Origin of the sequence: Ectobacillus soli, from assembly GCF_042610425.1 — a bacterium.
Lineage (GTDB): Bacteria > Bacillota > Bacilli > Bacillales > Bacillaceae_G > Ectobacillus.
The window spans coordinates 1,048,995-1,071,491 of record NZ_JBGJZM010000001.1 but is presented as its reverse complement, the minus strand read 5'-3'; the positions used below and the strand labels follow the sequence as shown (position 1 = coordinate 1,071,491).

Below are 22,497 nucleotides of genomic sequence, written 5' to 3'. Positions count from 1 at the left end.
TTACTCTGCCGCCACTGCGCTCTTTCCAAGATAAGCTTCGATTACCTTTGGATTATTTCGAATTTCTTCTGGTTTACCTTCTGCAATTTTTTCACCATGATCAAGAACAATGATATGCTCTGAAATCTTCATAATAAGCTTCATATCGTGCTCAATCAAAATAATGGTAATCCCTAATTCTTCTCGAATACGAAAAATTAAATCCGTTAGCTCCCTTGTTTCTTTTGGATTCATACCAGCAGCTGGCTCATCAAGTAAAAGAACCTTCGGCTTAGAAGCAAGAGCCCGAGCAATCTCTAGCCTACGCTGTGCACCGTACGGTAAATTTTGGGCCTCCTCATTTAAGTAATCACCAAGTCCTACATAGGTAAGAAGACGAAATGCTTCGCGTTGTGCCTCTTTTTCTTCCCGCTTTACATGGGGTAAGTCTAATAATACCCCTACAAATGTGCTCTTTAAATGATTGTGCGCACCGACCATGACATTTTCAAGGACGGTAATATTATTAAAAAGTCGAATATTTTGAAATGTACGAGCAATACCAGCTCGAGAAATACTATGAGGTTTTAAACCGACTAATGGTTTCGAATCAAGGATAATTTCCCCCTCATCTGGCTTATATACACCTGTGACCATATTAAAGAAAGTTGTCTTACCTGCACCATTTGGACCTATCACTGCTGTAATGGAGCCTTTTTCAACAGTCATATCAATTGATTTCACTGCCGTAAGACCGCCAAAGCGTTTTGTTACATTTTTAACTGTTAAAATCATCTTGGCACCTCCTATGCTCCAAATGCTTTTTCCTCAATTTTCGCATTTTCTTGTTTCGTTGTTTTTTCCAGCTCTGCTTTATTAAAAGTTGGATTTTTTGCTGGGATTAATCCTTGAGATCGATACAAGGCAAATAGAATGAGAATACCGCCGAAAATGAAACGTTGCATTTTTGCTGGAGAGAGTGCATCTGGAATATTTATGGTTCCATTTTGTGTTAGTGCATTTAAATAGTTCGTTAGCTCTGCAAGTACTTGTAAATTTAAAATCGTAACTACTGCTGCGCCGAGAATAACACCAGGAACACTTCCCATCCCACCTAGTAGTACCATTACGAGGATGGTTGTAGACTCTATCATCGTAAAACTAGTAGGATCTATAAACATCTGCTTAGCCGCAAACACAACTCCCATCATTCCTGAAAAAGATGCACCAATTGCGAAAGCAAGCAACTTCGTTCGTACAAGATGAATTCCCATCGCCTGTGCAGCAATTTCATTTTCTCGTACTGCCTTCCAAGAACGTCCAACTTTTGAGTATTCAAGACGTCTGACTGCAAAAATTACGAATAGTAAAATAACAAGTACTACGTAATAAAATTGACTAGCATTACTAAAGCTAATACCAAAAAGCTGAGGCGCTTGAATCGATGTCAAGCCCATTGCCCCGTTCGTAATATTAACTGGTTTATCCAAATTATTAAATATAATGCGAATTATTTCACCAAACCCTAACGTTACAATCGCTAAATAATCCCCTTTCACACGCAAAACCGGAATTCCTAGTAATATACCGAAAAGGGCTGCGATAAAGCCTCCTATGAGGATAAAAATCCAGAAGCTTTCACCAGATAACGGATAATGACCAAATGGCATAAAGTTACTTGCCTGTGCAGTAGAAAAGATTCCGTACGTATAAGCTCCAACTGCAAAGAAAGCAATAAACCCTAGGTCGAGAAGACCAGCAAATCCAACTACAATATTTAATCCTAATGCCATTGCAACATAAATTCCTACTAAAGTAGCGACTTCCATATAAGATTGATAAGCTTGCCCACCGCTTGCAGCAAATGGTACTACCAAAAATAATTCCACGAGACCAATCATCCATTTTATTCTTGTTGTAAAGCTAGTGTAATAAAGTAACAAGAGAGAAAAAAGAAGTAATAAAAAGGCAATAACGGACTTTTGTGAAAAATATAAGCTGGCTGACGTAATTACAATATATAAGGCAAGTAATACACCTTGTAATAGCTTGTTTTGTTTGAATTTTAACATGCGTATCACCTACACTTTCTCTGTGACTGCTTTGCCAAAAATTCCTTCTGGCTTAAAAATAAGAATTAAAATTAGGATAATAAACGCAAACACATCTTTATACTCGGATCCAAATAATCCGCCTGTAAATATAGTAAGATTCGTTGCTGCAAACATTTCAAGAATTCCTAATAGTATACCGCCTACCATGGCTCCCCGAATATTACCAATCCCACCCATTACAGCAGCTGTAAATGCCTTTAATCCTAAAATAAATCCAATATACGGATCAATTGTTCCATATTGCATGGCAAATAATACCCCTGTTGCTCCTCCAAGTCCAGATCCAATAAAAAACGTTAACGATATTACCTTGTTTACATTAATGGACATTAATGACGCTGTTTCACGATCAAGCGCCACAGCACGCATTGCGATTCCCCATTTCGTCCGGTTAACGAAAAAATCTAAAGAAATCATCATTACAATTGCTATTAGAATGAGAATAATAGAAGATGACTTTAGCTGTGCATCACTAAACATCGGTAAGAGATGAGAAGCTTGAATGGAAACCTTATCTGTAAATAAGGAAGGTCCAGTTACAATGTAATTTCCTTGTCGAAGTTCAGTAATAAAACGAACGATATCTTGCAGCAAAAAGGAAACTCCAATTGCTGTAATGAGTGTAATTAGCTTTGGCGCAGTTCGTAATGGCCGGTAAGCCACCCTCTCAATTCCCATTCCTAAAAATCCGGTTATTACCCCAGCTACTACTACCACAAGAATAAGAGCTAAAATTGCCGGCATCGCTCCTAACCAACCGAATCCTGTCATCACAAGTAAAAGACCGGTCCCGATAAAAGCTCCACTCATGAAGATTTCTCCATGTGCAAAGTTAATCAGCTCCAAGATTCCATATACCATCGTATACCCTAAGGCAATTGTGGCATATACAGAGCCCAGCGTTAAACCGTCGATCAGAACTTGTGGTAAAGTATTCAATATTGCGTTCAGCATGCTTGTTCCTCGCTTTCTATTTATCTATTAGTACGGAATACCCTCCTATGCCGCACTTGTTCTAATTAATCTGTATAATCACATATTTCTTTTTTTAGAAATAAAAGAAAAATATAATATAAGCAGGTACAAAGATTCTTGTACCCGCTCTCCAAGCTTATTTCTTTTCTATTTCTCCTTGTTGTACGCCAGGATATTTTGCTCCATCAAACTTATAAATATAAACTTTAGCGAACTTATTATCACCTTTACTATCAAATCCAACTTTTGTTACAACACCTTGATAATCTTGTATTTTACGTACGGATTCTGCTACTTGTTGACGAGAAGGAAGCTTATTTCCATTTGCTGCAATTGCATCTTTAAGCCCTTGAAGCAGAACGCCTGCTGAATCATATCCATATGCTGAGTATCCTTCTACATCCTTATTAAATTTTTGCTTATATGCATCTGCAAACTTTTTACCTTCAGCAGTTTTCGTTACATCTGCTGCTACTGATGTAAAATAAGTATCAACAATACTTGTACCAGCTATGTCTACCATTGATTTTGAATCGATTGCATCTCCGCCAAGAATTGGAGCTGTAATGCCTTTGTCACGAGCTTGCTTTACAATTAAGCCACCCTCAGCGTATAATCCCCCAAAAAATATCAAATCTGCATTGGAAGCTTTTACTTTATTTAATACGCCGCTGAAATCTTTTTCACCAACTGTAATGGATTCAGTACCAGCTAATGTTCCGCCGTTTTTCTTTACAGCATCTCCAAATTCTTTAGCAAGACCAGAACCATATGCTGTTTTATCGTCGATAACGAAAATTTTCTTTGCGTTCAATGTTTTCATTGCATAATCTGCTCCCGCAGGTCCTTGGAAATCATCGCGTGCACATATGCGATTAACTGTTTTTAACCCTCTGTCAGTAACTGCAGTTGCTGTATTAGAAGGAGATACCATGACAATATTATTTTTTTCATACACTTCAGATGATGGAATGGCAACACCTGAATTTAAATGACCAACCACTCCAAGAATTTGTGCATCTGAAGCTATAAGCTGAGCGTTTGCTGCACCTTTTTTAGGATCACCTTGATCATCATAAGGAACAAATTGTAAATCATATCCTAGTTTCTTAAATTCTTCTTTTGCGTCCTCAACTTTCAATTTTGCTCCTAGTTCAATTGCTTCACCTGATGTTGCACTTGAACCTGACAAAGGAGACTGCGTTGCAATTTTAATAACTTGTCCAGTTCCACCCGAAGCTGAACTAGATGCTTGATCTGTTTTTCCACATCCAGCCAAAATTCCGAATACGAGTGAAGCTGCTAGAACAAATGACATCTCTTTTTTTAATAACACATGTAACCCTCCTATTTATTATTTCTTCTAAATATTTAAAATATTTAGAATATTTAATTTAATAATAAAAGATTTATTGTTTTTGTACAACACTAATTCACAAATAATTTACGACAAATTCTGCTATACTCCACATTCTCTACTATAAAATAAATAGTTCTATCATGGGTTTCTCGCAAATTCATTATGTAAAGCGCTTACAGAATTGTATTTTCACGAGAATATTATACAATAACTTTTCTACTTCTTGTTATCATAAAATTCCTCAACATCTATTACCTTTTATAAAAAAAACTCCGGCATAACTGCCGAAGTTTTAGAACACTAGAATACTATTTTATTTGATAAAACGAATAGTAAGAGGGTAACGAAAGTGTTGACCATCCTTTGCTTTAACCGCTGCGATAATAGCAATAACAAGTTGATACACCGCCAGAATAGGGATAAGAATGAGACCGATTAATACAAGAGAAAGTAGGCCTGCAACAATATAATAAATGAGCATACTAATTTGAAAATTTAATGATTCCTTCCCCTCACTATCTACAAACGCACTCTCGTCTTTCTTTACTAACCACACAATTAATGGCCCAACAATAAATCCAATTCCTGTAAAAAATCCAGCTAGCGAGGAGAGATGTGCAAACATCCCCCATAATTTCTCTTCTTTTATTAATTCCTTTTCTGTCATCTTCTCACTCCTCTTATACAATTTTATATAACGCAGACGTTAACTTATTCCTGAAATTATTCATTCACTAAATAGTATTGAAATACATGTACAAATATGCGTAAAAATTCTTTGTGGTTTAGTAATCCAATTATTTTAGGATCAATTCTCAAAACCGAAATGCATGCATATCAATTCCTTTTTCGGCAACGATAATGAACAGAATGGCTAGCAATTAAGAATGGGGTGACACTAGATGAATCTACAATCAGGAACATTGTACTGGCCAACTATATTTCCAAATGCTCCTCAATATCCCTCCTTAGAGGAGGATGTTACATGCGATGTTCTAATTATTGGAGGTGGTTATCTCATCTGCACAATGTGCTTACTATTAAGCGAAACCGGACTGATTCGATGTAGTAATTGTTGATAATCCCTTTAAGAAGAAAGCTGCTCTTTATTTAAATAATGATGCTGAAATCAATCCCTATGTATACACAATTATATACCTAGCATAGGAAGAACTATTTCTGTCTCTTCGTAAATAAGTTCCCTTTTTTTTTGGCCCGTTCCCTGAGTCCAAAAGTAACATTTTTGTGACATAGAAGGAATATACTATACTCTATGGCGAATTTATAAAATTACGTAATAATGTGTACAAGTCGCCATATTTTTAACAATCGTACACAAATTATGGAATCTTCAGCAGCCTATTACGCAAGAGACAATTAAAAAGGAGTGGTAAGAATGAACTTTGATATCTTGTCAGAAGAAAATGAACGGCAAAACATTCATTACTACTGTATTTCAGCTGGTAATCATCGCTATGACTTAACTATCATCTATTCTGTGAAGTTTTTAGGGAAAGCAATGGTCGTCTCTCTTCAAAGTGAACGTATGGCTCTGTTGTGTGATGACGATATACCGAATACGAGCTATTGGGCACCTAAGCTCGGTGTACACCCTGAAGATACAAAGGAAGTAGGAAGATTTTTAACTTATTTGTTAGGGCAAGAACTCCATGCTGATCAGTATTAAGTAAGGAAAAGCCAGGAAAAAGTGCTCTCGAAATGAGAGCATTAAAAAGGTCCCATACAGATGAACAGGTATCGTTCTCATACATACAGAGAACGATACCTGTTTTCTTATTAAAGCAAATGGTAGAACTCTTAGAATAAGGGAGAAAAATCTTGCACATCCATGAAAAAAGGGCACTAAATGAATTTTTTCAGTGTCCTTCTTGAAACAAACCTCTTTCTTTATGGGGTATTCTCTTTTATATGTTGATGGTGTTTATCTCTTTTATGAATAAAACCATTTTTCTCAAGAGTATCGTAGTGTTCTTGTAAATGAACAATCATTGCATCGCCCTTTTCCTTTGTAATCACTCCATACTTTACATACTTGGATATGATTTCTTTCCTTTTTGTTAAAATATCACGTTGCAACGATGCAATCTCTTTTTTCTGCTCAGCTGTAAGAACTTTTTCCGGTTTCATTTCATTAGCATGTGCAAAGTCTTGCCCGCCAAACAGCATAATCAGCAAAACAAGTATTGAAGATAAAATTTTCATTCAAGCACTCTCCTTCACAGTTATCCACGTTAGTTTTCACCAATCTGCAAATACTATACAAACAAATTCGAACTGTTATAGGCAAATCTTTGTCTTCCTTTATTGCCACGTTTTACTTTCATCGAAACATACATACTTTTTCCAGTTTTAAATAAGGAAAATGGAATGAAAATACTTTACGAAACAGCTGTAATACAGTACAATGTTCTGAATATATTAACGAATTCTAACTAATTTTTCGGAAATATGCGGGAAAATAAACATGAATAAAATAAGGGGAAAAATTATGTAGCAAAGGAGAGCGAATGATATGCGTAACGTAACGTTAGAACAATTATATAGTCATCGTATTGTCCAGAAGTATGTAAATCGATCCGGTATGGTGCATGCCTTATCTGTTGCCTATCATGCGTTTCACTTAGCAAAGGAACATAACATTTCTGTAGATTTAGCTACAAAAGCAGGATTCTTACATGATATCGGACATTATACTTGGTACAATAATGGTAAATGGGACTATGATTTATATAAGAAGAACGATATTCATGCGATTAAAGGCGCTGAACGTGCACATAAACTACTTATTCGTTTAGGAGAAAATCCAAAAGATGCGAAAGAAATTTCACTCGCTATATTACTTCATACCGATTCATACTTACCCGGCGCTATTATACAAAGAAGCACACTACAGCAAATTGTAAAAACAGCAGATGAAATGGATGAAGAGCTAGGTGGAAACCATCATTATCGCAGAATTTCTCAAGAAAAGGCACTTAGTGCCATACGACGTTTGGATGAAATGATAGAATGTTATCTAAATGGCTCTCTGATTTCTATGAAGAATACTCCAACTAACCATACTAATTGCAGAAAACTAGTTCACGAATAAGGTAAACTTAATTTGATGATAGTCCATAACAAATATACCCAAAAAAGGCCTTTACTTTTTGTAAAGGCCTTTTTTGGAGGAAGTATAATAGAAGTGTCTTTTTATAACCGATTGTCGTGCCAAAAATTCAGGCTGAAATGTTCTTGATCACTATACACTTCAAATTCATAGCCCTTGTCTTTAACCGCCTTAATAACTGCAGGAAGCGCATCTAAAGATTGTTGATGAATATCATGCATAAGAATAACTTCACGATTTCCTTTAGCTTGCGATACAACATTTTGTACAATAGCAGGAACTGATTTATCCGCGGGTACTTTATTATATTTCCAGTCCAAAGAATCAATCGTCCAATCCCAAATCTTTAAATGAGCATCCGCCACTTTATCACGCAATTGTTGATTTAAACCAGGCATAGATCCATATGGTGGACGTACTAAATGAGATTCCACCCCAGAGATTTTTTTAATTAGTTGTTGATCTTCTTCCATTTCATTAACAAAATCGCCTTGAACATACAACTTTTTATAATCATGCGACATACTATGCATGCCCACATAATTTCCTTCTTTTACTTCTCTTTGCACAAGATCTTTGTACTGCTCAGCATGAGAACCAATTAGGAAAAAAGTTGCCTTAATATTGTTTTGTTTCAAAATGTCCAATACTTGGGCTGTAAATTTACCTGGGCCATCATCAAAAGTTAAGTATGCTACTTTTCGAATTTGACCATTAAATTGCACCGGTTCTTCCTTCAAAGAACTCGATGTAGGAATTGTAGCAAGTTCCTGAACCGTTTGTGTTTTCGTTTCACTTGCAGCAGCTGCTGTTTTTTGATTAGAAGAACAACCTACAGCGACTGAGAAAACACCCATACACAGGATTGCAAGCATTCCTACTTTTTTCAAGCTAATCATCTTTTAATCCCCCTGTTTGTAACTTCCTAGTACTCTATAATCATACTCTATACTTAATCTATTTTGTAGTTAATTAATAATAAATTTCATTCGAATACACAATAGATATAGGTAAAATGTTTTTTCACTCTTAACTACCACTACTTTACATTTAATAGATTATCTCTAACAAAATCAAAATACCTTTTTAAGAGACGTAGACCAATCCGTTTCTTCCCCAAATCATGCATATATCTTGCGATTACTATTCACTAGCGTTATTGTTTTTGATATAGCAATTCAATTTATTGGAGATGGATACAATGATTTACCATGTTACTTATATTTCAAATGGATTAAAGATAAAAGGGTACTTAGGAATTCCAAATGAATACGACCTTCCCCTTTCACATATACAAAACGAAATAAGAATCCTATACGGAGAACATACACTTCCCATTACAAAACTTACTTGTTCCTTACAACGACCAACAAAGAACATCATGTCCTACCAACTGCCTGGACTTATTTATTGCAGAGGTGGCATATGGAAAGTGGGGAAAGTTCGTACGAGTTGGATTGAGGAATATACGAATTTTGGCTATGTAGTATTTGCTCCTGCTTACCAAGGAAATGAAGGCGGAGAAGGACGAGATGAATTCGGAGGAGCAGACAAGCACGATGTAGCTGCAGCCTATGAATTGCTAGAGCAACTCCCCTTTTGTAATGGAAACATTTCTATTCTAGGATTTTCCCGAGGATCGATTAATGCAACGCAAGCAGCGGCTGAACTCGGAAATATACAATCACTCATACTTTGGGGTGGTGTATCTGACGTTACAAAAACATATGAAGAACGGATTGAACTAAGAAGAATGTTAAAACGAGTCTTACATGGGACTCCTGCAAGAAATCCAGCTGCTTATCAACAACGATCTCCTATTCATATGACACATGATATCCATTGTCCCGTTCTAATTATACATGGAACAAATGATGTCCAAGTTGATTATAGTCATGGTCAAGCCATGTATGAAGCTTTAAAAGACAATAAGGCAGAAGTAGAACTGTTACCACTGAAAGGCTACGGACATCACCTACCGCCAGATGTTCGCAATGAAACGTTACAAAAAATGTTTCATTGGATTACCCATACATACAACCGGAAATAATAGTAATTCATTTTTCCGGCTGTACTGCTATTCTAGCTTCGATAAAGCTTTAATAACTGTAATGTCATTTGCTCCTTATCGTCACTATGAAAAAATTGATGGGTGACTTTACCTTCATTCAAAAACAAAATGATATCAGCCAATTCTGCCGCTACGTCCATCATATGAGTCGAAAAAATAGTAATTTGATTTCTTTCTTTTATAAGCTTCATGAACATACGAATCCAATATGGATCAAGCCCATTTGTTGGTTCATCTAATAGAAGAAGAGTTGGGTTTCCTATATATGCTTGCCCCAGTAATAGACGCTGTCTCATTCCTTTTGATAGCTGTTTAATTTGCATGTTCTTTTGTTTTACCAAGTCAATCTTTTCAATCAATTCATCGACTTCTTCCCGTTTTACTTGCCGAAAATGCGCATAAAAATTTAGAAATTCTTCTACACTTAGCATTTCTTGTGCAGAAAAATCGTCTGGCATATATCCAATGTGAGAAACATATTGTTTTCTCTGTTTGCTCACATCCATATCATATAAATGAATTGAACCTGTAGATGGTAAAGCTAAGCCCGCAAGCATTTGTAAACATGTGCTTTTTCCAGCTCCATTTCCTCCACATAGTGCAATAGTGGTACCTTCTTCAACTTTTAAAGAAAATGGGTGAAAAACTGTCGTTTGCTTATACATCTTAGAAATATTAGTTATTTCTAGTACTGTCATTGCCATCTCCCCCTCTCAAGCTTCCATGAGGCAACCAGAAGGCATAGCAATGAAAAAATAATCGTGTACACCAGTAATAACGTCCAGCCAAATGGTGTACTAAGCGATACAATAAGAGTGTCATAGGTTTGACCAAAAACAGAGCCCCCATTTAATGTGACTATGAATACAACCCTCAATAATTCGGCAGGATTGAAAAATAAAATACTCTTTAGTATAGGGGAAATCCAAGTATAAGGAACAAATGAAAGAATTGCAATAATCATAGATGGCCACATAATAATAAGTAAAAACCAAACTATAACTGACGAAACAAGTGCCTGCCACCTAGTGTGTACCAACGCCCCTACACTAACGCCAAGTAAAAGGAAAAGTAATAAGAGCCATACACTGAAGATAAACAATGCTACTGTCCACTCCAAAGAAAGCGGAATACCAAACAATAACCCAATCAACATGCTTGTACCAAAGCTCATTGTAAATAAAATGAGCTGAGCTGTAGCCTGTCCCCCGTATTTTCCTATCACATAGGAGAAGGATGAAATTGGATATGTGCAAAGCAACTTCCATTGACCATTTTCCATTTCATTTGCTATTGTAAATGACCCGATGATAAGCATAAAAAGTGGAATCATATACAGGACAAGATTGACTGTAGTCCCTGTTACATTTGTATAAGATGATAAGGAAGAAACATTCTTCACAAGTTGGAATAACAAAGAATTCACAACGACCCACAATATGAAAAATGCATAGAACGAACGTTGTCTCATCGAAATGCGCCATTCCGTGCGCCAAATATGCCACATAAAGCATGCCCCCTAGAGAAAAAACGATTTTTTCTTCTTAATTAGTAGGATTCATGGCTTTATTATCCTTCATCATTTTCATCATTTCTTTATTCATTTCCCACTTATGATTATTTAAATCTTCATATGACAGTACTGATCCCTTTTGATTTTTCACATACGATTCAGCGTCGGATTTATTTTGAAATGAAATAACATTGTATGCCATTGGTGTTTTAATAGATGTTTCATACACATAGGTTGCTTTCTCAGATGGCACCCATTCTTTTGTATTATAATCGCGTACAAATTTTGCTTGAAGCTTTTCACCGCTATTTTCTTGTAACCATTTATACATACAGCCAATATCATCAAATTTAAGTGCTTTTCCATTTTCTAAAACCACTTCCGTCGCATATTGATTGTTCGTTACAGCCATATTGCATGTTGCACATTTATCATTTTTTTCGTCAACTGCTACCGGATTCACTGCCTGTTTTCCACATGCCGCTAAAATTGTAATGATAACCAATACTAATACAGTTGATACAAACCCTTTTTTCATATTCGTTTCCTCCCAATTAGAAATAAAAGTACACTTAGAGCTACCATGACCACACTTATTAGTACTAGATATGTGACTGGCTGAGACCGATTTTCCTGTTTCAACGAACGTTGAACAACAGGATTCCAATCTGTTAACACTGCTGTATCTGGACTTTTTAATAGTTTTTGTAATAAAAACATCCCTGGTGCTTGAAAAAACACCCGATATTCCGGTATATTACTCGTTAATGTTAGAAAAAATGGGTCCATTCTATATGGAATGATACTAATTCCTTTACCTGTCGTATCAAGTTTTACGGATGAATCCCAAAAGTTTGTAGCAAATTGATTGTTTGAACTATTTACAGCTTGTGCTTCAACTACATTTCCAATAAAATCATTTTGTTGGACAGCTTGGTTGTTTGCATTCTTTAACTGAATTCCAACAAAATTTCCTTGCACCATATTGGTATACAATTTATTTTGTTCCGATTTTTCAACATAAATTCCGACTCTGTTATATGAAATCGTATTTTGAAAAATGTTTGTACGATTTGCATCATACAAAAGTAACCCTTGAGCATTTACATTATTCGAATTGTACGAAAAGGTATTATTGGATATGGTCGTACGATTTGCTTCCATTACCATCGCACCAGTAACATTATGCTCGGAATGGTTTGCGTTAAGCACCACATCATCTGAAAACATAAGGTGCATTCCATATCTAGATTGTTCAATCGAATTACGCTCAATGACATTATGATTACTATTTTCTAAATAGATGCCATCTCTAGCATGTGTGATACCCGTGTTTGAAATCAAATTATCCTTGGACTCCCAGAGATCAATCCCGTTTTTTTGACCACTGCCATCCACTAAGCTATTGATTATCGTAATGTGAGACGCTTTATCTAATTGAATGCCCGTCTGCATAGCACGTACATGGATAGAATTCAACATATGCCCATTACCAGTCACATATATTGCAGGTACATCTTGACCACCTTCACATTTCTCAACAGTTATATTTTTCACTGCCACCCCTTTTCCTTTTACAACTAACGAAGGTGTATCTGTGCAAGAAACGATCTTTGTATCCGCAGTTCCTTCTAACGAAATGGGCTTTTCTATAATAATGGCTTCGTTATATACACCATCTACGTGAATCACACTATTTTCTGGCGCCTCATCGATTCGAGATTGTAATGATTGTGCCCATGCCGTACTTTGAAAAGGAAAGAAAAATAGTAATATTACCAAGATTAGTATAGATTTAACCGCTTTCATTTCCACATTCCTCTCAAGCAGAAAATGATAAATCTCACATTTCTCACGTTACAATGTAAGATACCAAAAAAATGTGTTGAAAATGCGAAGAAATCATGTGAGTTTTTTGAAATAGAAAAAAATTTGTACTATGTGGTAAGGGATTTACATATATAGCTGCATGAGCCCTTAGACTGTGGGGAAGATTTACATAATTTCTGCACAAAAAAGCTGACTACAAACATAGTTTGTAGTCAGCTTTTTGGATGTTACAATTATTTTGTAACGTTAGCTGCTTGTGGTCCACGAGCGCCTTGAACGATTTCAAAAGAAACAGTTTGGCCTTCTTCTAAAGTTTTGAAGCCTTCTCCTTGAATTGCAGAGAAATGAACGAATACATCGTCTTGACCTTCAACTTCGATGAAACCAAAACCTTTTTCTGCATTAAACCATTTTACTTTACCTTGTAACATAATCTTTTCCTCCTGCGTGGATTGCCCACATTGTTTTACCATTCTTGCTCTTCATACTCTTTCAAGACGATGTTATAACAAACACTCTTTAAACAATATACCGAACAAAAATAATTTATTTAATTATAACAGATTAATAAAAAAAAAGAAATAAAACAAAGTAAAAATCCCTTCATTTCGAGTCATTATTATTGCTAAAACTAAACAAATTTAAACGTATATTATTTAATACTGCTAGTCTCTTATCAGACTATTTTCATTATCCCAATGGTTTCATCATTCTCTTCATTTTCTCAAATGTTGCTAACGCTTAAATATAAATGATAGTCAACCTTCATATTCTGCACCGATCTCTGCAATAACCCACCGCAGCATTGTATCTAGCTGACGGTTCTTCCATTCTTTTGGCATAGCTTGATCACAAATAATATAATCCACTTTGGATAACGAACATATTGAATAAAAAGCTTCATTTTCCAGTTTAGAAGAATCAGCCATGAGAAATACTTGATTAGCTCGTTCCACCATAACTGACGAAACTACACATTCCTCACAATCATAGTCACTCACGCTGTCAATCGAAATACCTCCACATGATAAAAATACTTTATCAAAGCGGAAATTCTCTAAAAATTTACATGTTAGTGCACCAACAATCGATTTTTGTTCTGGATTTGTTACGCCACCTAGAACAATAACTTTTCCTTCAAATTCTTTATTTTCTAGTCGGTTGTTTAGCTCTTGTGCCGCAGCTAACGAATTCGTTACGATTGTAACTCCTCTAACTCCGCTTATGCTACTAGCAAGATGGATTGTAGTCGTTCCTACGTCAATCATCACAGTGTCTCCATCTTTAATAAACTCCGCAGTTTTTTCACCAATAGCTTTTTTTTCATTGGCATATAAATTCATCTTTTTTACAAAATGAGGTTCGTTGTTCGTTTGATGATATTTGACTGCACCTCCATGTATCCGTTGCAGTTTTTTTTCACTTTCTAAAATATCTAAATCACGACGAATCGTTTCAGGTGTTACTCCTAATTCCTTGGCAAGTGTGGTTACAAACACTTTCTTCTCTTTCGAAAGTTTTGCAATTATATATTGGTGGCGTTCTGTAAACATTACATTCATTGCAGTGCAATCACATCCTGTTTTCTAAGATACACTTTCATCGTTTCATTCATTTGGATATGTCCTGATGAATGATGCAATTGCTCCACCACTACTGGAATTCCGAAGCAATCCATCTCATAGCGAATCACTTTCCCTAACATCATCGTTCTTAACACCTTTCCTGACAACTCATAGCTATTTTCTACCTGTAAAGTAGAAAATGCTTCAGGTCGAATGGCATACAGATTCGTAGTAAGCTCTTTTTTCTCCCCAATTAACTGTACCATTTGTTTCTTTTCTAAAACGTTATAATTTCCAATAAATCTCGCAACAAATTCATTTGCAGGATGCGTATAAATTTCATGTGGTGTTCCACTTTGAGCAATATGTCCAGCGTTTAATATATAAATACGATCACTAACTGCCATTGCTTCTTCTTGATCATGCGTAACAAGAATCATTGTCATATTTAGCTTTTGTTGAATCATACGAAGTTGTTTTTGTAAATTTTTTCGAATTTGCGCATCAAGTGCACTTAGCGGTTCATCAAGAAGGAGCACTTTCGGTTCCGTTACGAGTGAACGTGCTAATGCTACACGTTGTTGTTGACCACCTGATAATTCACGTGGATATGCTTTTTCTTTTTCTGATAAGCCTACGAGTTTAATTATACTTGCTACTTTTTCTTGAATTGCTTGTTTACTAAATTTTTTCATAGTAAGTCCAAATGCTATGTTTTCTTCCACTGTCATATTAGGAAATAGTGCATAGGATTGAAAGACCATACCAACTTGACGATCTTTAGCCACGACATTCGTTACATCTTGTCCATCTATTTTAATTATACCTTGTTCAGGATTTGTTAACCCTGCCACGATTCGCAGCAGTGTACTTTTCCCGCAGCCACTTGGTCCTAAGAGAGTCACGAATTCCCCTTTATTTATAGTAAGCTGTAATTCATGAAGTACAGTTTGATGTTGAAAGGACTTACTAACCTTTTCAATCGTTACATATCCCATATTAGAAGGTCTCCTTTTTTGTTCGAATCATTTTAACAATAACAATAGAGAGAATACAGATTAAGAGGAAGTAACAAACGACAATAGCACTTGCTAAATGTCCACTTTCATTTAGTTTTTTATATAAATAAATTTGGACTGTTTCAAAATTTCCTCCGGCTAACATGTTAATAAGTACGAACTCTCCAAATAAAATGGAAAAAGAAAGCAAAGATGAAACGAGAACTCCTGAAGTGATATTTGGTAAAACTACCTTTCTAAATGCAGTAAATTGACTCGCTCCTAAAATTTGTGCGGACTCCATTAACGTTGCTGCATTAACATTTCGAAGACTATTTCGTGTACCTTGATACATATAAGGTAGAATACTTACAAAGTAAGCACCAATTGTAACAAATACCATAGAAATTCCGCTTCCAGAATAAGCACGAATCAACCCAACGGCTATAATAACCCCTGGCATTGCATACGTCATTACAATTATAGCTTGGATGAATTTTTCCAATTTTGGTGCATATAAAACGATTGAAAAAACAGCCGGAACCATAATGACAAGTGCAAGAATTGTTGTTCCTACAGTGACAAGAAGAGACCGAACAAGCGAATTAATAAATCGCGGATCATTGAATAAGGCTACATACCACTCAAATGTAAATCCCTCCGGCAAAACGGTTTTATGCCACTGCGTTGCAAAGGAATAGGCCAGAGTAGCAAGGAGAGGAACAACTAAATAGAGAAAGACAATTCCAATCGATACATAGTGAAAGCCAGAACGTTTCATGATAAATCCCTCCGTACTTTACCAGTTAGCCATTCATTGATCACCATCGCTATGACAAGTGTTAAACCAAGAATACAAGCAATGGCACTTCCGAGCTCTGGTTGTGCAAAAATATCCCCAGTTGTAAGTGCGCCGATACGAATCGTTACTAGATTGTACGTGCTTCCAGTAAGTGCATAGGCCGATGCATAGGCACCCATTGCGTTAGCAAATAAAATACTGAATGTTCCTGCTAGACTTGGGAGCATAATAGGAACTCCAATACGAAGCCAAAATTGAAACGTAGAAGCCCCTAATAAGGATGCCGCTTCCTTCCATTGCGTTTGAATTCCTTGATATACTGGATAAAGCAACATTACAGCTAGCGGCAATTGGAAGTAAACGTAAATGAGCACTAACCCAGTCCAGGAATATAAATTAAACGATTGAAATACAGAAAGCCCTAATTTTTCAAAAAGAATCGTAAACAAACCGCTATTTCCTAACAATACGATAAAAGCAAAAGCTAATGGAATACCAGCAAAATTGGATGTTAGGTTAGCAAATATTAAAATTCGATCTTGTATCGTTTTGGAAAAACGTGTAATCGAGTATGCTGCAAATACGGCTATTATAATTGCAATCAAACTAGACGAGAAAGAAATAAGAATACTATTTTGAAAGGCTTGATGATAGTACGGATTCTTAAATATTTCCTCGTATTGCTTCAATGTGAACCCTGTGCCTCCATCCTCTTGAAAACTTCCATAGAGCATAAAGCAAAGTGGAATCAATAAAAAGAGAATAACGAAAATAAAAAACGGAATGATACTATACACGAGCATTCCATTGATTCGCTTCAATATAAAAACTCCCTTCAACGAGTACAAACTTTGAACATACACATTTATAAAGAATAAGGTGACGTGAAAAGAGATAAACATATCTCTTTTTGCGTCACCTCACGAAATGAACTCATTCTTGCATCTTACTTAACCCTTATTTTCACATTCTCATATCGGTTCGAGCATAAACGAATATGTTTGTCTAATCTTCGATGAATGATGTTTCGTTAACGAAAGGAATAGATAAATGCTGCATAGCTGCTGATGGTTGGATTGATAATAATTCACACGCAAGCGGCGCAATTTGTAATTGCGGAATCACTTCATCATGGACTCCTGCTTGTACACGGTCACTTATGATGAACAAGGGAACATCCCGATCTGCATATGTCGTTCCTCCATGCTGCCCATCATCATTCATTCCATGATCAGCTGTAATAATAATTTGATAACCGGCTTCCATCCAACTTGGCAAAATACTTGCTAAAAGAATATCAGTTGCAATAGCCCGATTTCGATACCCCTTCGAATCAGCCGTATATTTATGTCCGTCATCATCAATATTCATTGAATGTACATACAAAAAATCCGGATGATAGGCTTGCAATAAATAATTGGCATCAGCGAAAAGATGAGAATCTGGATAATGATCCTCCCAGTAGAAAATACCGTGTTCAATAGGATTCTCACTATCTAGTTGTATTCTGTCTGTTGCTGGATTAAAAGGTGCTTTATTATAAAGCTCACTCACCCAATAATACGATGCTGATGCGTTTTTCAAGCCGTTTTTCTTTGTCAAATGAAACAAGCTTTCTTCATGTGACAACCGAACAGTTTGATTCGTAGTAATACCATTTTTGTATGCTGGTGTACCTGTTAGTAGCACTTCGTAAAGTGGACGAGAAAGACTTGGTAATTCTGATTCCACTTTATATCTTGCAGCTAATCCTTTTTCAACGAGATGATGTACATATCCCATTTGAGAGACGGCTGTATCATAGCGCAGACCGTCTAGCATGATAAATATGAGTTTATTTGACATTAATTAACACCTGTTCTTGCCAAGATTGCATTAATGTTTTAGTCGTTTGTTCCCAAGCCTTAAAGTCTTTAATAGGTTTTACGTTTTTATACATTTCGTTTGGAAGAAGTTTTGCCTTTGCATCTTCTGGTAATTTTACATTTTCACGAATTGGACGTGCATATCCGCGTGCAAGATTTGCTTGACCTTCATCAGAGAATATATATTCACGAGCAAGTTTTGCTGCGTTTGGATGTTTTGCATACTTGTTAATGATTGTTGTGTAACCAGAAATAACGGAAGCTTCTTGCGGAATCACTACATCAAAGCGGTTTTTGTCGATTTGGTCACGATAGTTTAATCCGTTGAAATCCCAAACGATAGATACTGCATCTTCACCTTTTTCTAGCGTGTTTACTTTCGGATCCGTTGTTTTAAGGCGTCCTTGTTTTGCTAGCTTAGCAAAGAAATCAATACCCGGTTTAATATTCGTTTCATCTCCGCCATTTGCAAATGCTGCTGCTAATACGGCAAATTGCGCTTGGTTAGCCTTTAGTACATCTCCAATTGTTACTTTATAATCACCATTTTCAAGATCTTTCCATGATTTAGGAGGATTTTTTACTTTTGTTTTATCTGTAATAAATGCGATTGAACCTGTATAAGCGACTGCCCAATCTCCGTTTTCATCTTTAGCCCAAGAAGGAATTTCATCCCAGTGAGATGGTTTATAAGGTTGTGTTAATCCCTTTTGTTTTGCTAATGGCCCAAATGCGATACCAACGTCTCCGATATCAGCTGTGGCATTATCCTTTTCAGATTCAAACTTTGCAAGTTCTTCTGCACTCGACATATCCGTGTCAGTATGTTTGATACTGTATTTCGTTTGCAAATCGTCCCAAGTACCTTTCCAGTTTGCCCAAGAATCAGGCATACCAATTGAAGTAACCGTACCTTCTACTTTTGCCTTCTTTGTAATGTCTTCCAAAGAAACCTTTGTGTCTGTTGTTTTTGCAGGTTCAGCTTGCTTTGTTGAACATGCAACCAGTAATGATATAGATAGTGCCCCTGCTGTTCCAATCTTAAGTAAAGATTTGAAATTCATCGGAACGTGCCTCCCATTTTTGTTTTGTTTTTGTTTTTGTTTGTTTAACAACTAAAATACTAAACAAACAAAGTAAATGGGATATTAAACAAATATTAATTTTAAACAGAGTTACGTAAATAGTTTGTAAATGATTCTTTATTATTTGTTTTTTTATATGTAAAAGTACATACATTGCTTCCATTTGCAAAATAAAAACAAGAAGCGATCCTAGTAGAATCGTTCCTTGTTCTCTATGAAAAATATTAGCTTATTTCTTAATGTATATACTTACTATCTGACCTATTTCAAAAGAAACTATCTCCTAAAATTTAAAGTTAAGTTATTCACTTTTTTAGAACGAGATTATTACTAGATAATAATAGTTCTTCTACTGACTTATATAAACGTTCTGCTGTATATGAATCCGTTATCGATCCATCTGCAGATACGTATTCATCTAAAATAAACGTTCCAGCAAGCACATGCTCACCACCCAGCACTCCTATTAAAGGTTTTAAGCCATATTCAATACTAAGAACATGATTAAGGGTACCACCTATTGCAATGGGGATAACTACTTTTCCCTTTAAACTATTTTGCGGTAATAAATCTAACAACGCCTTTAATGCTCCCGTATAGGTCGCCTTATAAACTGGTGTTGCAATAATAACTGCACTCGAATTTAGTACTGTCGTAGCAAATTCTTGAATGGCTGAACTTTCAAAATTTGCAAATAAAACATCTTCAGCGCGAAAATCAGTTACCTCGAAAGTTTGCGAACTTCCTCCACGCTCCTCAATAAAGGATGCGATATGATGAATCACCCTTGCCGTTCTCGAATTTTTTGATACCCCACCAGAAATTAAAATGATATTACCCATTTGAAATCCTCCTACGCATTTATTATTAAAAAACCAGTTTCCTCTAAAATGAAGTAATTACTCCTTACCTACTGCCAGCGAAAAAAAATCAAAAAGACCCCTGATAAACAGGCGCCTTTGGTTTTCCAATCAGCATTCTGTATGTTTCGAGTTACGCGAAATCTAGCTTTATATTAAAAATGTAAACTGTGATTTAAATCATAATATATATTACCTATCAATTTAATTGGTTTTAATCATTGAATACAATATAAATTGATTTAGATAAGTTGTCAATGCTATTTTCCATATCACTCATTTTTTCTATTAGAATACTATATAAGTATAAATCCATCTTGACTTATAAGAATTATGAGTTTATTATGTATATACTTTTATAAATGCTGATTGGATTACCAAAGGCACCTACCGACTTACAAAATGGATAGGTGCCTTATTTTTATAAGGAAATAAATTCTCGTACAAATGGTTTAATAGTTATGTGAGGATTATCCAAAGTGAAAGGACGGATTATATATGACTAAAACGAATTTTCAAACCATGGTTCCTCATTTGCAAAATAAACTAGTGGAAATCCGACGACATTTACATGAATACCCTGAACTATCGCGGCAAGAATTTCAAACGTCAGTATACATTAGAGAACTACTAGAAGATGCAGATATATCTATATTGCCATCTTCGCTCGAGACAGGTGTTATAGCAGAAATCAAGGGAAACGGACCAGTTATTGCTCTTCGTGCAGATATTGATGCATTGCCGATTACTGAAGAAACAAATCTCCCTTACGCTTCAAAAAACCTTGGTAAAATGCACGCCTGCGGTCATGATTTTCATACCGCTTCCATCCTAGGTGCTGCTTATTTATTAAAGCAGAAAGAAACGCATCTTAAAGGTACCGTACGATTCATCTTCCAAGCTGCAGAAGAAAATAGCAGTGGGGCTAAAGATGTCATAAAGGCAGGACTACTAAACGATGTAACTGCTATTTTTGGTTTGCATAACAAGCCAGATCTCTCTGTAGGTACAATTGGGATTACAGAAGGACCGCTAATGGCCAGTGTAGACCGATTTGAAATTCAAATTGATGGAAAAGGAACTCATGCAGCTGCTCCGCATAGAGGAATCGATCCAATTGTGACAGCATCTCACATCATTTTAGCTTTGCAATCCATCGTCAGTCGAAGTATAAATCCCCTTCATAGTGCAGTAATAAGTGTAACAAACCTCCATGCAAGAAACACATGGAATGTAATTCCCGGAACTGTTACATTAGAAGGTACTGTTCGAACCTTTCAAGACGATGTACGCAACACCATTCCTGAGAAAATTCGTCAAATTATACAGGGAGTTGCATCTGCCTTGGGAGGGATAGCATCATTACATTGGTATCCAGGACCGCCGTCTATTCAAAATGATTCTCTACTTACGGAATTATGCCAAAATGCAGCAACTTTAAATGGACTTTCTATTGTAGATCCGCAGCCCTCAATGGCAGGAGAAGACTTTGCCTACTACCAAAGGGAGGTTCCAGGCTTTTTCGTTTTTATGGGGACGTCTGGTACCGAAGAATGGCATCATCCCTCTTTCACTTTAGATGAACGTGCTCTATCTATCACTGCCCATTATTTCGCAACTTTAGCAGAAAAAGCGCTACTGGGATTAAGCAAAAGTAACGATTTTCACTCATCATGAAACAGGATAGAATTTGATTTATAAAATCCGACATACAAAAAAACAAAACACTTCACAAATCATAAAAAAAGATGTAAAATTCATATATTCCCTATATGAAAGGTATGAATAAAATGTCACAAACAGTTCGGTCTATTCCTCGTCCTCTAGTTAGAACGAATCAATGGTTTATCGTAATAAGCGTAGTAGCGACATGGATTTCTGGTGAAGCATGGTTGCTGGCATTCCCGTTAGTTGCAGGTCTTATGGGTCTATTCTTTCAGTTTAATCCGGTAATGCGTTTGGCAAAATTATTTTTAAGAAAAAAACCGTCCGAATATGCTCTTGAAGATTGGGATCAACAACAATTCAATCAAATTATTGCAATTGCATGCTTAGCTGGTGGACTAATTAGTTATCTTGCAAACTGGACGCTTGTAGCATATATCTTTACAATAATGGTTGCTATTGCTGCATTTGTAGCAATTCTTGGTTTTTGTATTGGTTGCTTTATTCGATATCAATGGTTACAATACCGTTATCGGAAATCTATAAAACAATCTTAATAAAATAATCCCTTCTATATATGGAGGGATTATTTTATTTCCAGCCTTTTGTTCGTGTAAATAACATTAAGTTAGATGCATTACATAGTGAACCTCACCCACCAAATGTTACTGCACTTGGAAGGTGC

At 36.0% G+C, this 22,497-nt stretch carries 24 protein-coding genes; 5 read left to right on the top strand and 19 right to left on the bottom strand.

The features are described 5' to 3' along the window. The 5 genes from ACAN53_RS05645 to ACAN53_RS05625 all read right to left on the bottom strand — a co-directional run bounded on the left by ACAN53_RS05645 (window position 1) and on the right by ACAN53_RS05625 (window position 5,095). Entirely contained in the window at window positions 1-774 is a 774-nt protein-coding gene (locus ACAN53_RS05645; protein ID WP_379967905.1) for an ABC transporter ATP-binding protein, read from the bottom strand. A gap of 11 nt (window positions 775-785) precedes the next feature. Then, complete coding sequence (locus ACAN53_RS05640; RefSeq protein ID WP_379967903.1) at window positions 786-2,051, bottom strand: branched-chain amino acid ABC transporter permease; 1,266 nt, start codon at window positions 2,049-2,051, stop codon at window positions 786-788. A 9-nt stretch (window positions 2,052-2,060) separates the two neighbouring features. After that, window positions 2,061-3,047, bottom strand: coding sequence for a branched-chain amino acid ABC transporter permease (locus tag ACAN53_RS05635; protein ID WP_379967901.1), 987 nt, complete (start codon window positions 3,045-3,047; stop codon window positions 2,061-2,063). Between the two features lie 157 nt (window positions 3,048-3,204). Further along, the gene (locus ACAN53_RS05630; RefSeq protein WP_379967899.1) at window positions 3,205-4,404 is read right to left on the bottom strand and encodes a branched-chain amino acid ABC transporter substrate-binding protein; all 1,200 of its coding nucleotides are present in this window, start codon (window positions 4,402-4,404) and stop codon (window positions 3,205-3,207) included. A 337-nt stretch (window positions 4,405-4,741) separates the two neighbouring features. Next, the gene (locus ACAN53_RS05625; RefSeq protein WP_379967897.1) at window positions 4,742-5,095 is read right to left on the bottom strand and encodes a DUF4870 domain-containing protein; all 354 of its coding nucleotides are present in this window, start codon (window positions 5,093-5,095) and stop codon (window positions 4,742-4,744) included. Window positions 5,096-5,824: 729 nt separating this feature from the next. On the opposite strand from ACAN53_RS05625, the gene ACAN53_RS05620 reads away from it, so the two are divergent. Next, on the top strand, window positions 5,825-6,115 hold the full coding sequence (locus ACAN53_RS05620) for an SAV0927 family protein (RefSeq protein WP_379967895.1): 291 nt from the start codon (window positions 5,825-5,827) through the stop codon (window positions 6,113-6,115). Window positions 6,116-6,336: 221 nt separating this feature from the next. Here ACAN53_RS05620 and ACAN53_RS05615 read toward each other — a convergent pair whose 3' ends face one another. After that, complete coding sequence (locus ACAN53_RS05615; RefSeq protein WP_379967893.1) at window positions 6,337-6,651, bottom strand: YckD family protein; 315 nt, start codon at window positions 6,649-6,651, stop codon at window positions 6,337-6,339. Window positions 6,652-6,961: 310 nt separating this feature from the next. On the opposite strand from ACAN53_RS05615, the gene ACAN53_RS05610 reads away from it, so the two are divergent. Then, entirely contained in the window at window positions 6,962-7,540 is a 579-nt protein-coding gene (locus ACAN53_RS05610) for an HD domain-containing protein (protein ID WP_379967891.1), read from the top strand. A gap of 101 nt (window positions 7,541-7,641) precedes the next feature. On the opposite strand, the gene ACAN53_RS05605 is transcribed toward ACAN53_RS05610, so the two are convergent. After that, a complete protein-coding gene (locus tag ACAN53_RS05605; protein WP_379967889.1) occupies window positions 7,642-8,457 on the bottom strand; it encodes a polysaccharide deacetylase family protein in 816 nt (271 codons plus the stop codon). 302 nt (window positions 8,458-8,759) lie between these two features. On the opposite strand from ACAN53_RS05605, the gene ACAN53_RS05600 reads away from it, so the two are divergent. Next, entirely contained in the window at window positions 8,760-9,608 is an 849-nt protein-coding gene (locus ACAN53_RS05600; protein ID WP_379967887.1) for an alpha/beta hydrolase family protein, read from the top strand. Window positions 9,609-9,640: 32 nt separating this feature from the next. On the opposite strand, the gene ACAN53_RS05595 is transcribed toward ACAN53_RS05600, so the two are convergent. From ACAN53_RS05595 to ssuE, 12 genes are all read right to left on the bottom strand, one after another. Next, window positions 9,641-10,327 carry an ABC transporter ATP-binding protein gene (locus tag ACAN53_RS05595; protein ID WP_379967885.1) on the bottom strand — a complete coding sequence of 229 codons (687 nt, stop codon included), beginning with the start codon at window positions 10,325-10,327 and terminating at the stop codon, window positions 9,641-9,643. Next, a complete protein-coding gene (locus tag ACAN53_RS05590; protein ID WP_379967883.1) occupies window positions 10,324-11,136 on the bottom strand; it encodes an ABC transporter permease in 813 nt (270 codons plus the stop codon). The genes ACAN53_RS05595 and ACAN53_RS05590 overlap by 4 nt, the downstream gene beginning before the upstream one ends. Before the next feature lie 37 nt (window positions 11,137-11,173). Continuing rightward, on the bottom strand, window positions 11,174-11,680 hold the full coding sequence (locus ACAN53_RS05585) for a nitrous oxide reductase accessory protein NosL (protein WP_379967881.1): 507 nt from the start codon (window positions 11,678-11,680) through the stop codon (window positions 11,174-11,176). Continuing rightward, on the bottom strand, window positions 11,677-12,951 hold the full coding sequence (locus ACAN53_RS05580) for a right-handed parallel beta-helix repeat-containing protein (RefSeq protein ID WP_379967879.1): 1,275 nt from the start codon (window positions 12,949-12,951) through the stop codon (window positions 11,677-11,679). The genes ACAN53_RS05585 and ACAN53_RS05580 overlap by 4 nt, the downstream gene beginning before the upstream one ends. Window positions 12,952-13,205: 254 nt before the next feature. Next, complete coding sequence (locus tag ACAN53_RS05575; protein ID WP_379967877.1) at window positions 13,206-13,403, bottom strand: cold-shock protein; 198 nt, start codon at window positions 13,401-13,403, stop codon at window positions 13,206-13,208. Window positions 13,404-13,730: 327 nt separating this feature from the next. After that, window positions 13,731-14,534, bottom strand: a complete 804-nt coding sequence (locus tag ACAN53_RS05570; protein WP_379967875.1) for a DeoR/GlpR family DNA-binding transcription regulator — start codon at window positions 14,532-14,534, stop codon at window positions 13,731-13,733. Continuing rightward, complete coding sequence (locus tag ACAN53_RS05565) at window positions 14,531-15,535, bottom strand: ABC transporter ATP-binding protein (protein ID WP_379967873.1); 1,005 nt, start codon at window positions 15,533-15,535, stop codon at window positions 14,531-14,533. Before ACAN53_RS05565 ends, ACAN53_RS05570 begins: the two co-directional genes overlap by 4 nt. Window position 15,536: 1 nt before the next feature. Then, window positions 15,537-16,316: an ABC transporter permease gene (locus tag ACAN53_RS05560; protein ID WP_379967871.1), complete on the bottom strand. Its 780-nt coding sequence runs from the start codon at window positions 16,314-16,316 to the stop codon at window positions 15,537-15,539. Continuing rightward, complete coding sequence (locus tag ACAN53_RS05555; protein WP_379967869.1) at window positions 16,313-17,158, bottom strand: ABC transporter permease; 846 nt, start codon at window positions 17,156-17,158, stop codon at window positions 16,313-16,315. Before ACAN53_RS05555 ends, ACAN53_RS05560 begins: the two co-directional genes overlap by 4 nt. Window positions 17,159-17,342: 184 nt before the next feature. Further along, the gene (locus tag ACAN53_RS05550) at window positions 17,343-18,182 is read right to left on the bottom strand and encodes an alkaline phosphatase family protein (protein ID WP_379967867.1); all 840 of its coding nucleotides are present in this window, start codon (window positions 18,180-18,182) and stop codon (window positions 17,343-17,345) included. Continuing rightward, window positions 18,172-19,266 (bottom strand): ABC transporter substrate-binding protein, encoded by a 1,095-nt coding sequence (locus ACAN53_RS05545; protein WP_379967865.1) that lies wholly within the window; start codon window positions 19,264-19,266, stop codon window positions 18,172-18,174. The genes ACAN53_RS05550 and ACAN53_RS05545 overlap by 11 nt, the downstream gene beginning before the upstream one ends. Window positions 19,267-19,592: 326 nt before the next feature. Beyond that, window positions 19,593-20,129 (bottom strand): NADPH-dependent FMN reductase, encoded by a 537-nt coding sequence (gene ssuE, locus ACAN53_RS05540; protein ID WP_379967863.1) that lies wholly within the window; start codon window positions 20,127-20,129, stop codon window positions 19,593-19,595. A gap of 516 nt (window positions 20,130-20,645) precedes the next feature. Here ssuE and ACAN53_RS05535 point away from each other — a divergent pair. Beyond that, entirely contained in the window at window positions 20,646-21,824 is a 1,179-nt protein-coding gene (locus tag ACAN53_RS05535; RefSeq protein ID WP_379967861.1) for a M20 peptidase aminoacylase family protein, read from the top strand. Window positions 21,825-21,937: 113 nt separating this feature from the next. Beyond that, window positions 21,938-22,369 carry a DUF4395 domain-containing protein gene (locus ACAN53_RS05530; protein WP_379967859.1) on the top strand — a complete coding sequence of 144 codons (432 nt, stop codon included), beginning with the start codon at window positions 21,938-21,940 and terminating at the stop codon, window positions 22,367-22,369. The last annotated feature ends 128 nt before the right edge of the window (window positions 22,370-22,497 follow it).

What these genes read in the sequence shown, in the direction of transcription:
- ACAN53_RS05645 (WP_379967905.1), bottom strand. Translation starts at nt 774, where the DNA reads ATGATTTTAACAGTTAAAAATGTAACAAAACGCTTTGGCGGTCTTACG.
- ACAN53_RS05640 (WP_379967903.1), bottom strand. Translation starts at nt 2,051, where the DNA reads ATGTTAAAATTCAAACAAAACAAGCTATTACAAGGTGTATTACTTGCC.
- ACAN53_RS05635 (WP_379967901.1), bottom strand. Translation starts at nt 3,047, where the DNA reads ATGCTGAACGCAATATTGAATACTTTACCACAAGTTCTGATCGACGGT.
- ACAN53_RS05625 (WP_379967897.1), bottom strand. Translation starts at nt 5,095, where the DNA reads ATGACAGAAAAGGAATTAATAAAAGAAGAGAAATTATGGGGGATGTTT.
- ACAN53_RS05620 (WP_379967895.1), top strand. Translation starts at nt 5,825, where the DNA reads ATGAACTTTGATATCTTGTCAGAAGAAAATGAACGGCAAAACATTCAT.
- ACAN53_RS05615 (WP_379967893.1), bottom strand. Translation starts at nt 6,651, where the DNA reads ATGAAAATTTTATCTTCAATACTTGTTTTGCTGATTATGCTGTTTGGC.
- ACAN53_RS05610 (WP_379967891.1), top strand. Translation starts at nt 6,962, where the DNA reads ATGCGTAACGTAACGTTAGAACAATTATATAGTCATCGTATTGTCCAG.
- ACAN53_RS05605 (WP_379967889.1), bottom strand. Translation starts at nt 8,457, where the DNA reads ATGATTAGCTTGAAAAAAGTAGGAATGCTTGCAATCCTGTGTATGGGT.
- ACAN53_RS05600 (WP_379967887.1), top strand. Translation starts at nt 8,760, where the DNA reads ATGATTTACCATGTTACTTATATTTCAAATGGATTAAAGATAAAAGGG.
- ACAN53_RS05595 (WP_379967885.1), bottom strand. Translation starts at nt 10,327, where the DNA reads ATGACAGTACTAGAAATAACTAATATTTCTAAGATGTATAAGCAAACG.
- ACAN53_RS05590 (WP_379967883.1), bottom strand. Translation starts at nt 11,136, where the DNA reads ATGTGGCATATTTGGCGCACGGAATGGCGCATTTCGATGAGACAACGT.
- ACAN53_RS05585 (WP_379967881.1), bottom strand. Translation starts at nt 11,680, where the DNA reads ATGAAAAAAGGGTTTGTATCAACTGTATTAGTATTGGTTATCATTACA.
- ACAN53_RS05580 (WP_379967879.1), bottom strand. Translation starts at nt 12,951, where the DNA reads ATGAAAGCGGTTAAATCTATACTAATCTTGGTAATATTACTATTTTTC.
- ACAN53_RS05575 (WP_379967877.1), bottom strand. Translation starts at nt 13,403, where the DNA reads ATGTTACAAGGTAAAGTAAAATGGTTTAATGCAGAAAAAGGTTTTGGT.
- ACAN53_RS05570 (WP_379967875.1), bottom strand. Translation starts at nt 14,534, where the DNA reads ATGAATGTAATGTTTACAGAACGCCACCAATATATAATTGCAAAACTT.
- ACAN53_RS05565 (WP_379967873.1), bottom strand. Translation starts at nt 15,535, where the DNA reads ATGGGATATGTAACGATTGAAAAGGTTAGTAAGTCCTTTCAACATCAA.
- ACAN53_RS05560 (WP_379967871.1), bottom strand. Translation starts at nt 16,316, where the DNA reads ATGAAACGTTCTGGCTTTCACTATGTATCGATTGGAATTGTCTTTCTC.
- ACAN53_RS05550 (WP_379967867.1), bottom strand. Translation starts at nt 18,182, where the DNA reads ATGTCAAATAAACTCATATTTATCATGCTAGACGGTCTGCGCTATGAT.
- ACAN53_RS05545 (WP_379967865.1), bottom strand. Translation starts at nt 19,266, where the DNA reads ATGAATTTCAAATCTTTACTTAAGATTGGAACAGCAGGGGCACTATCT.
- ssuE (WP_379967863.1), bottom strand. Translation starts at nt 20,129, where the DNA reads ATGGGTAATATCATTTTAATTTCTGGTGGGGTATCAAAAAATTCGAGA.
- ACAN53_RS05535 (WP_379967861.1), top strand. Translation starts at nt 20,646, where the DNA reads ATGACTAAAACGAATTTTCAAACCATGGTTCCTCATTTGCAAAATAAA.
- ACAN53_RS05530 (WP_379967859.1), top strand. Translation starts at nt 21,938, where the DNA reads ATGTCACAAACAGTTCGGTCTATTCCTCGTCCTCTAGTTAGAACGAAT.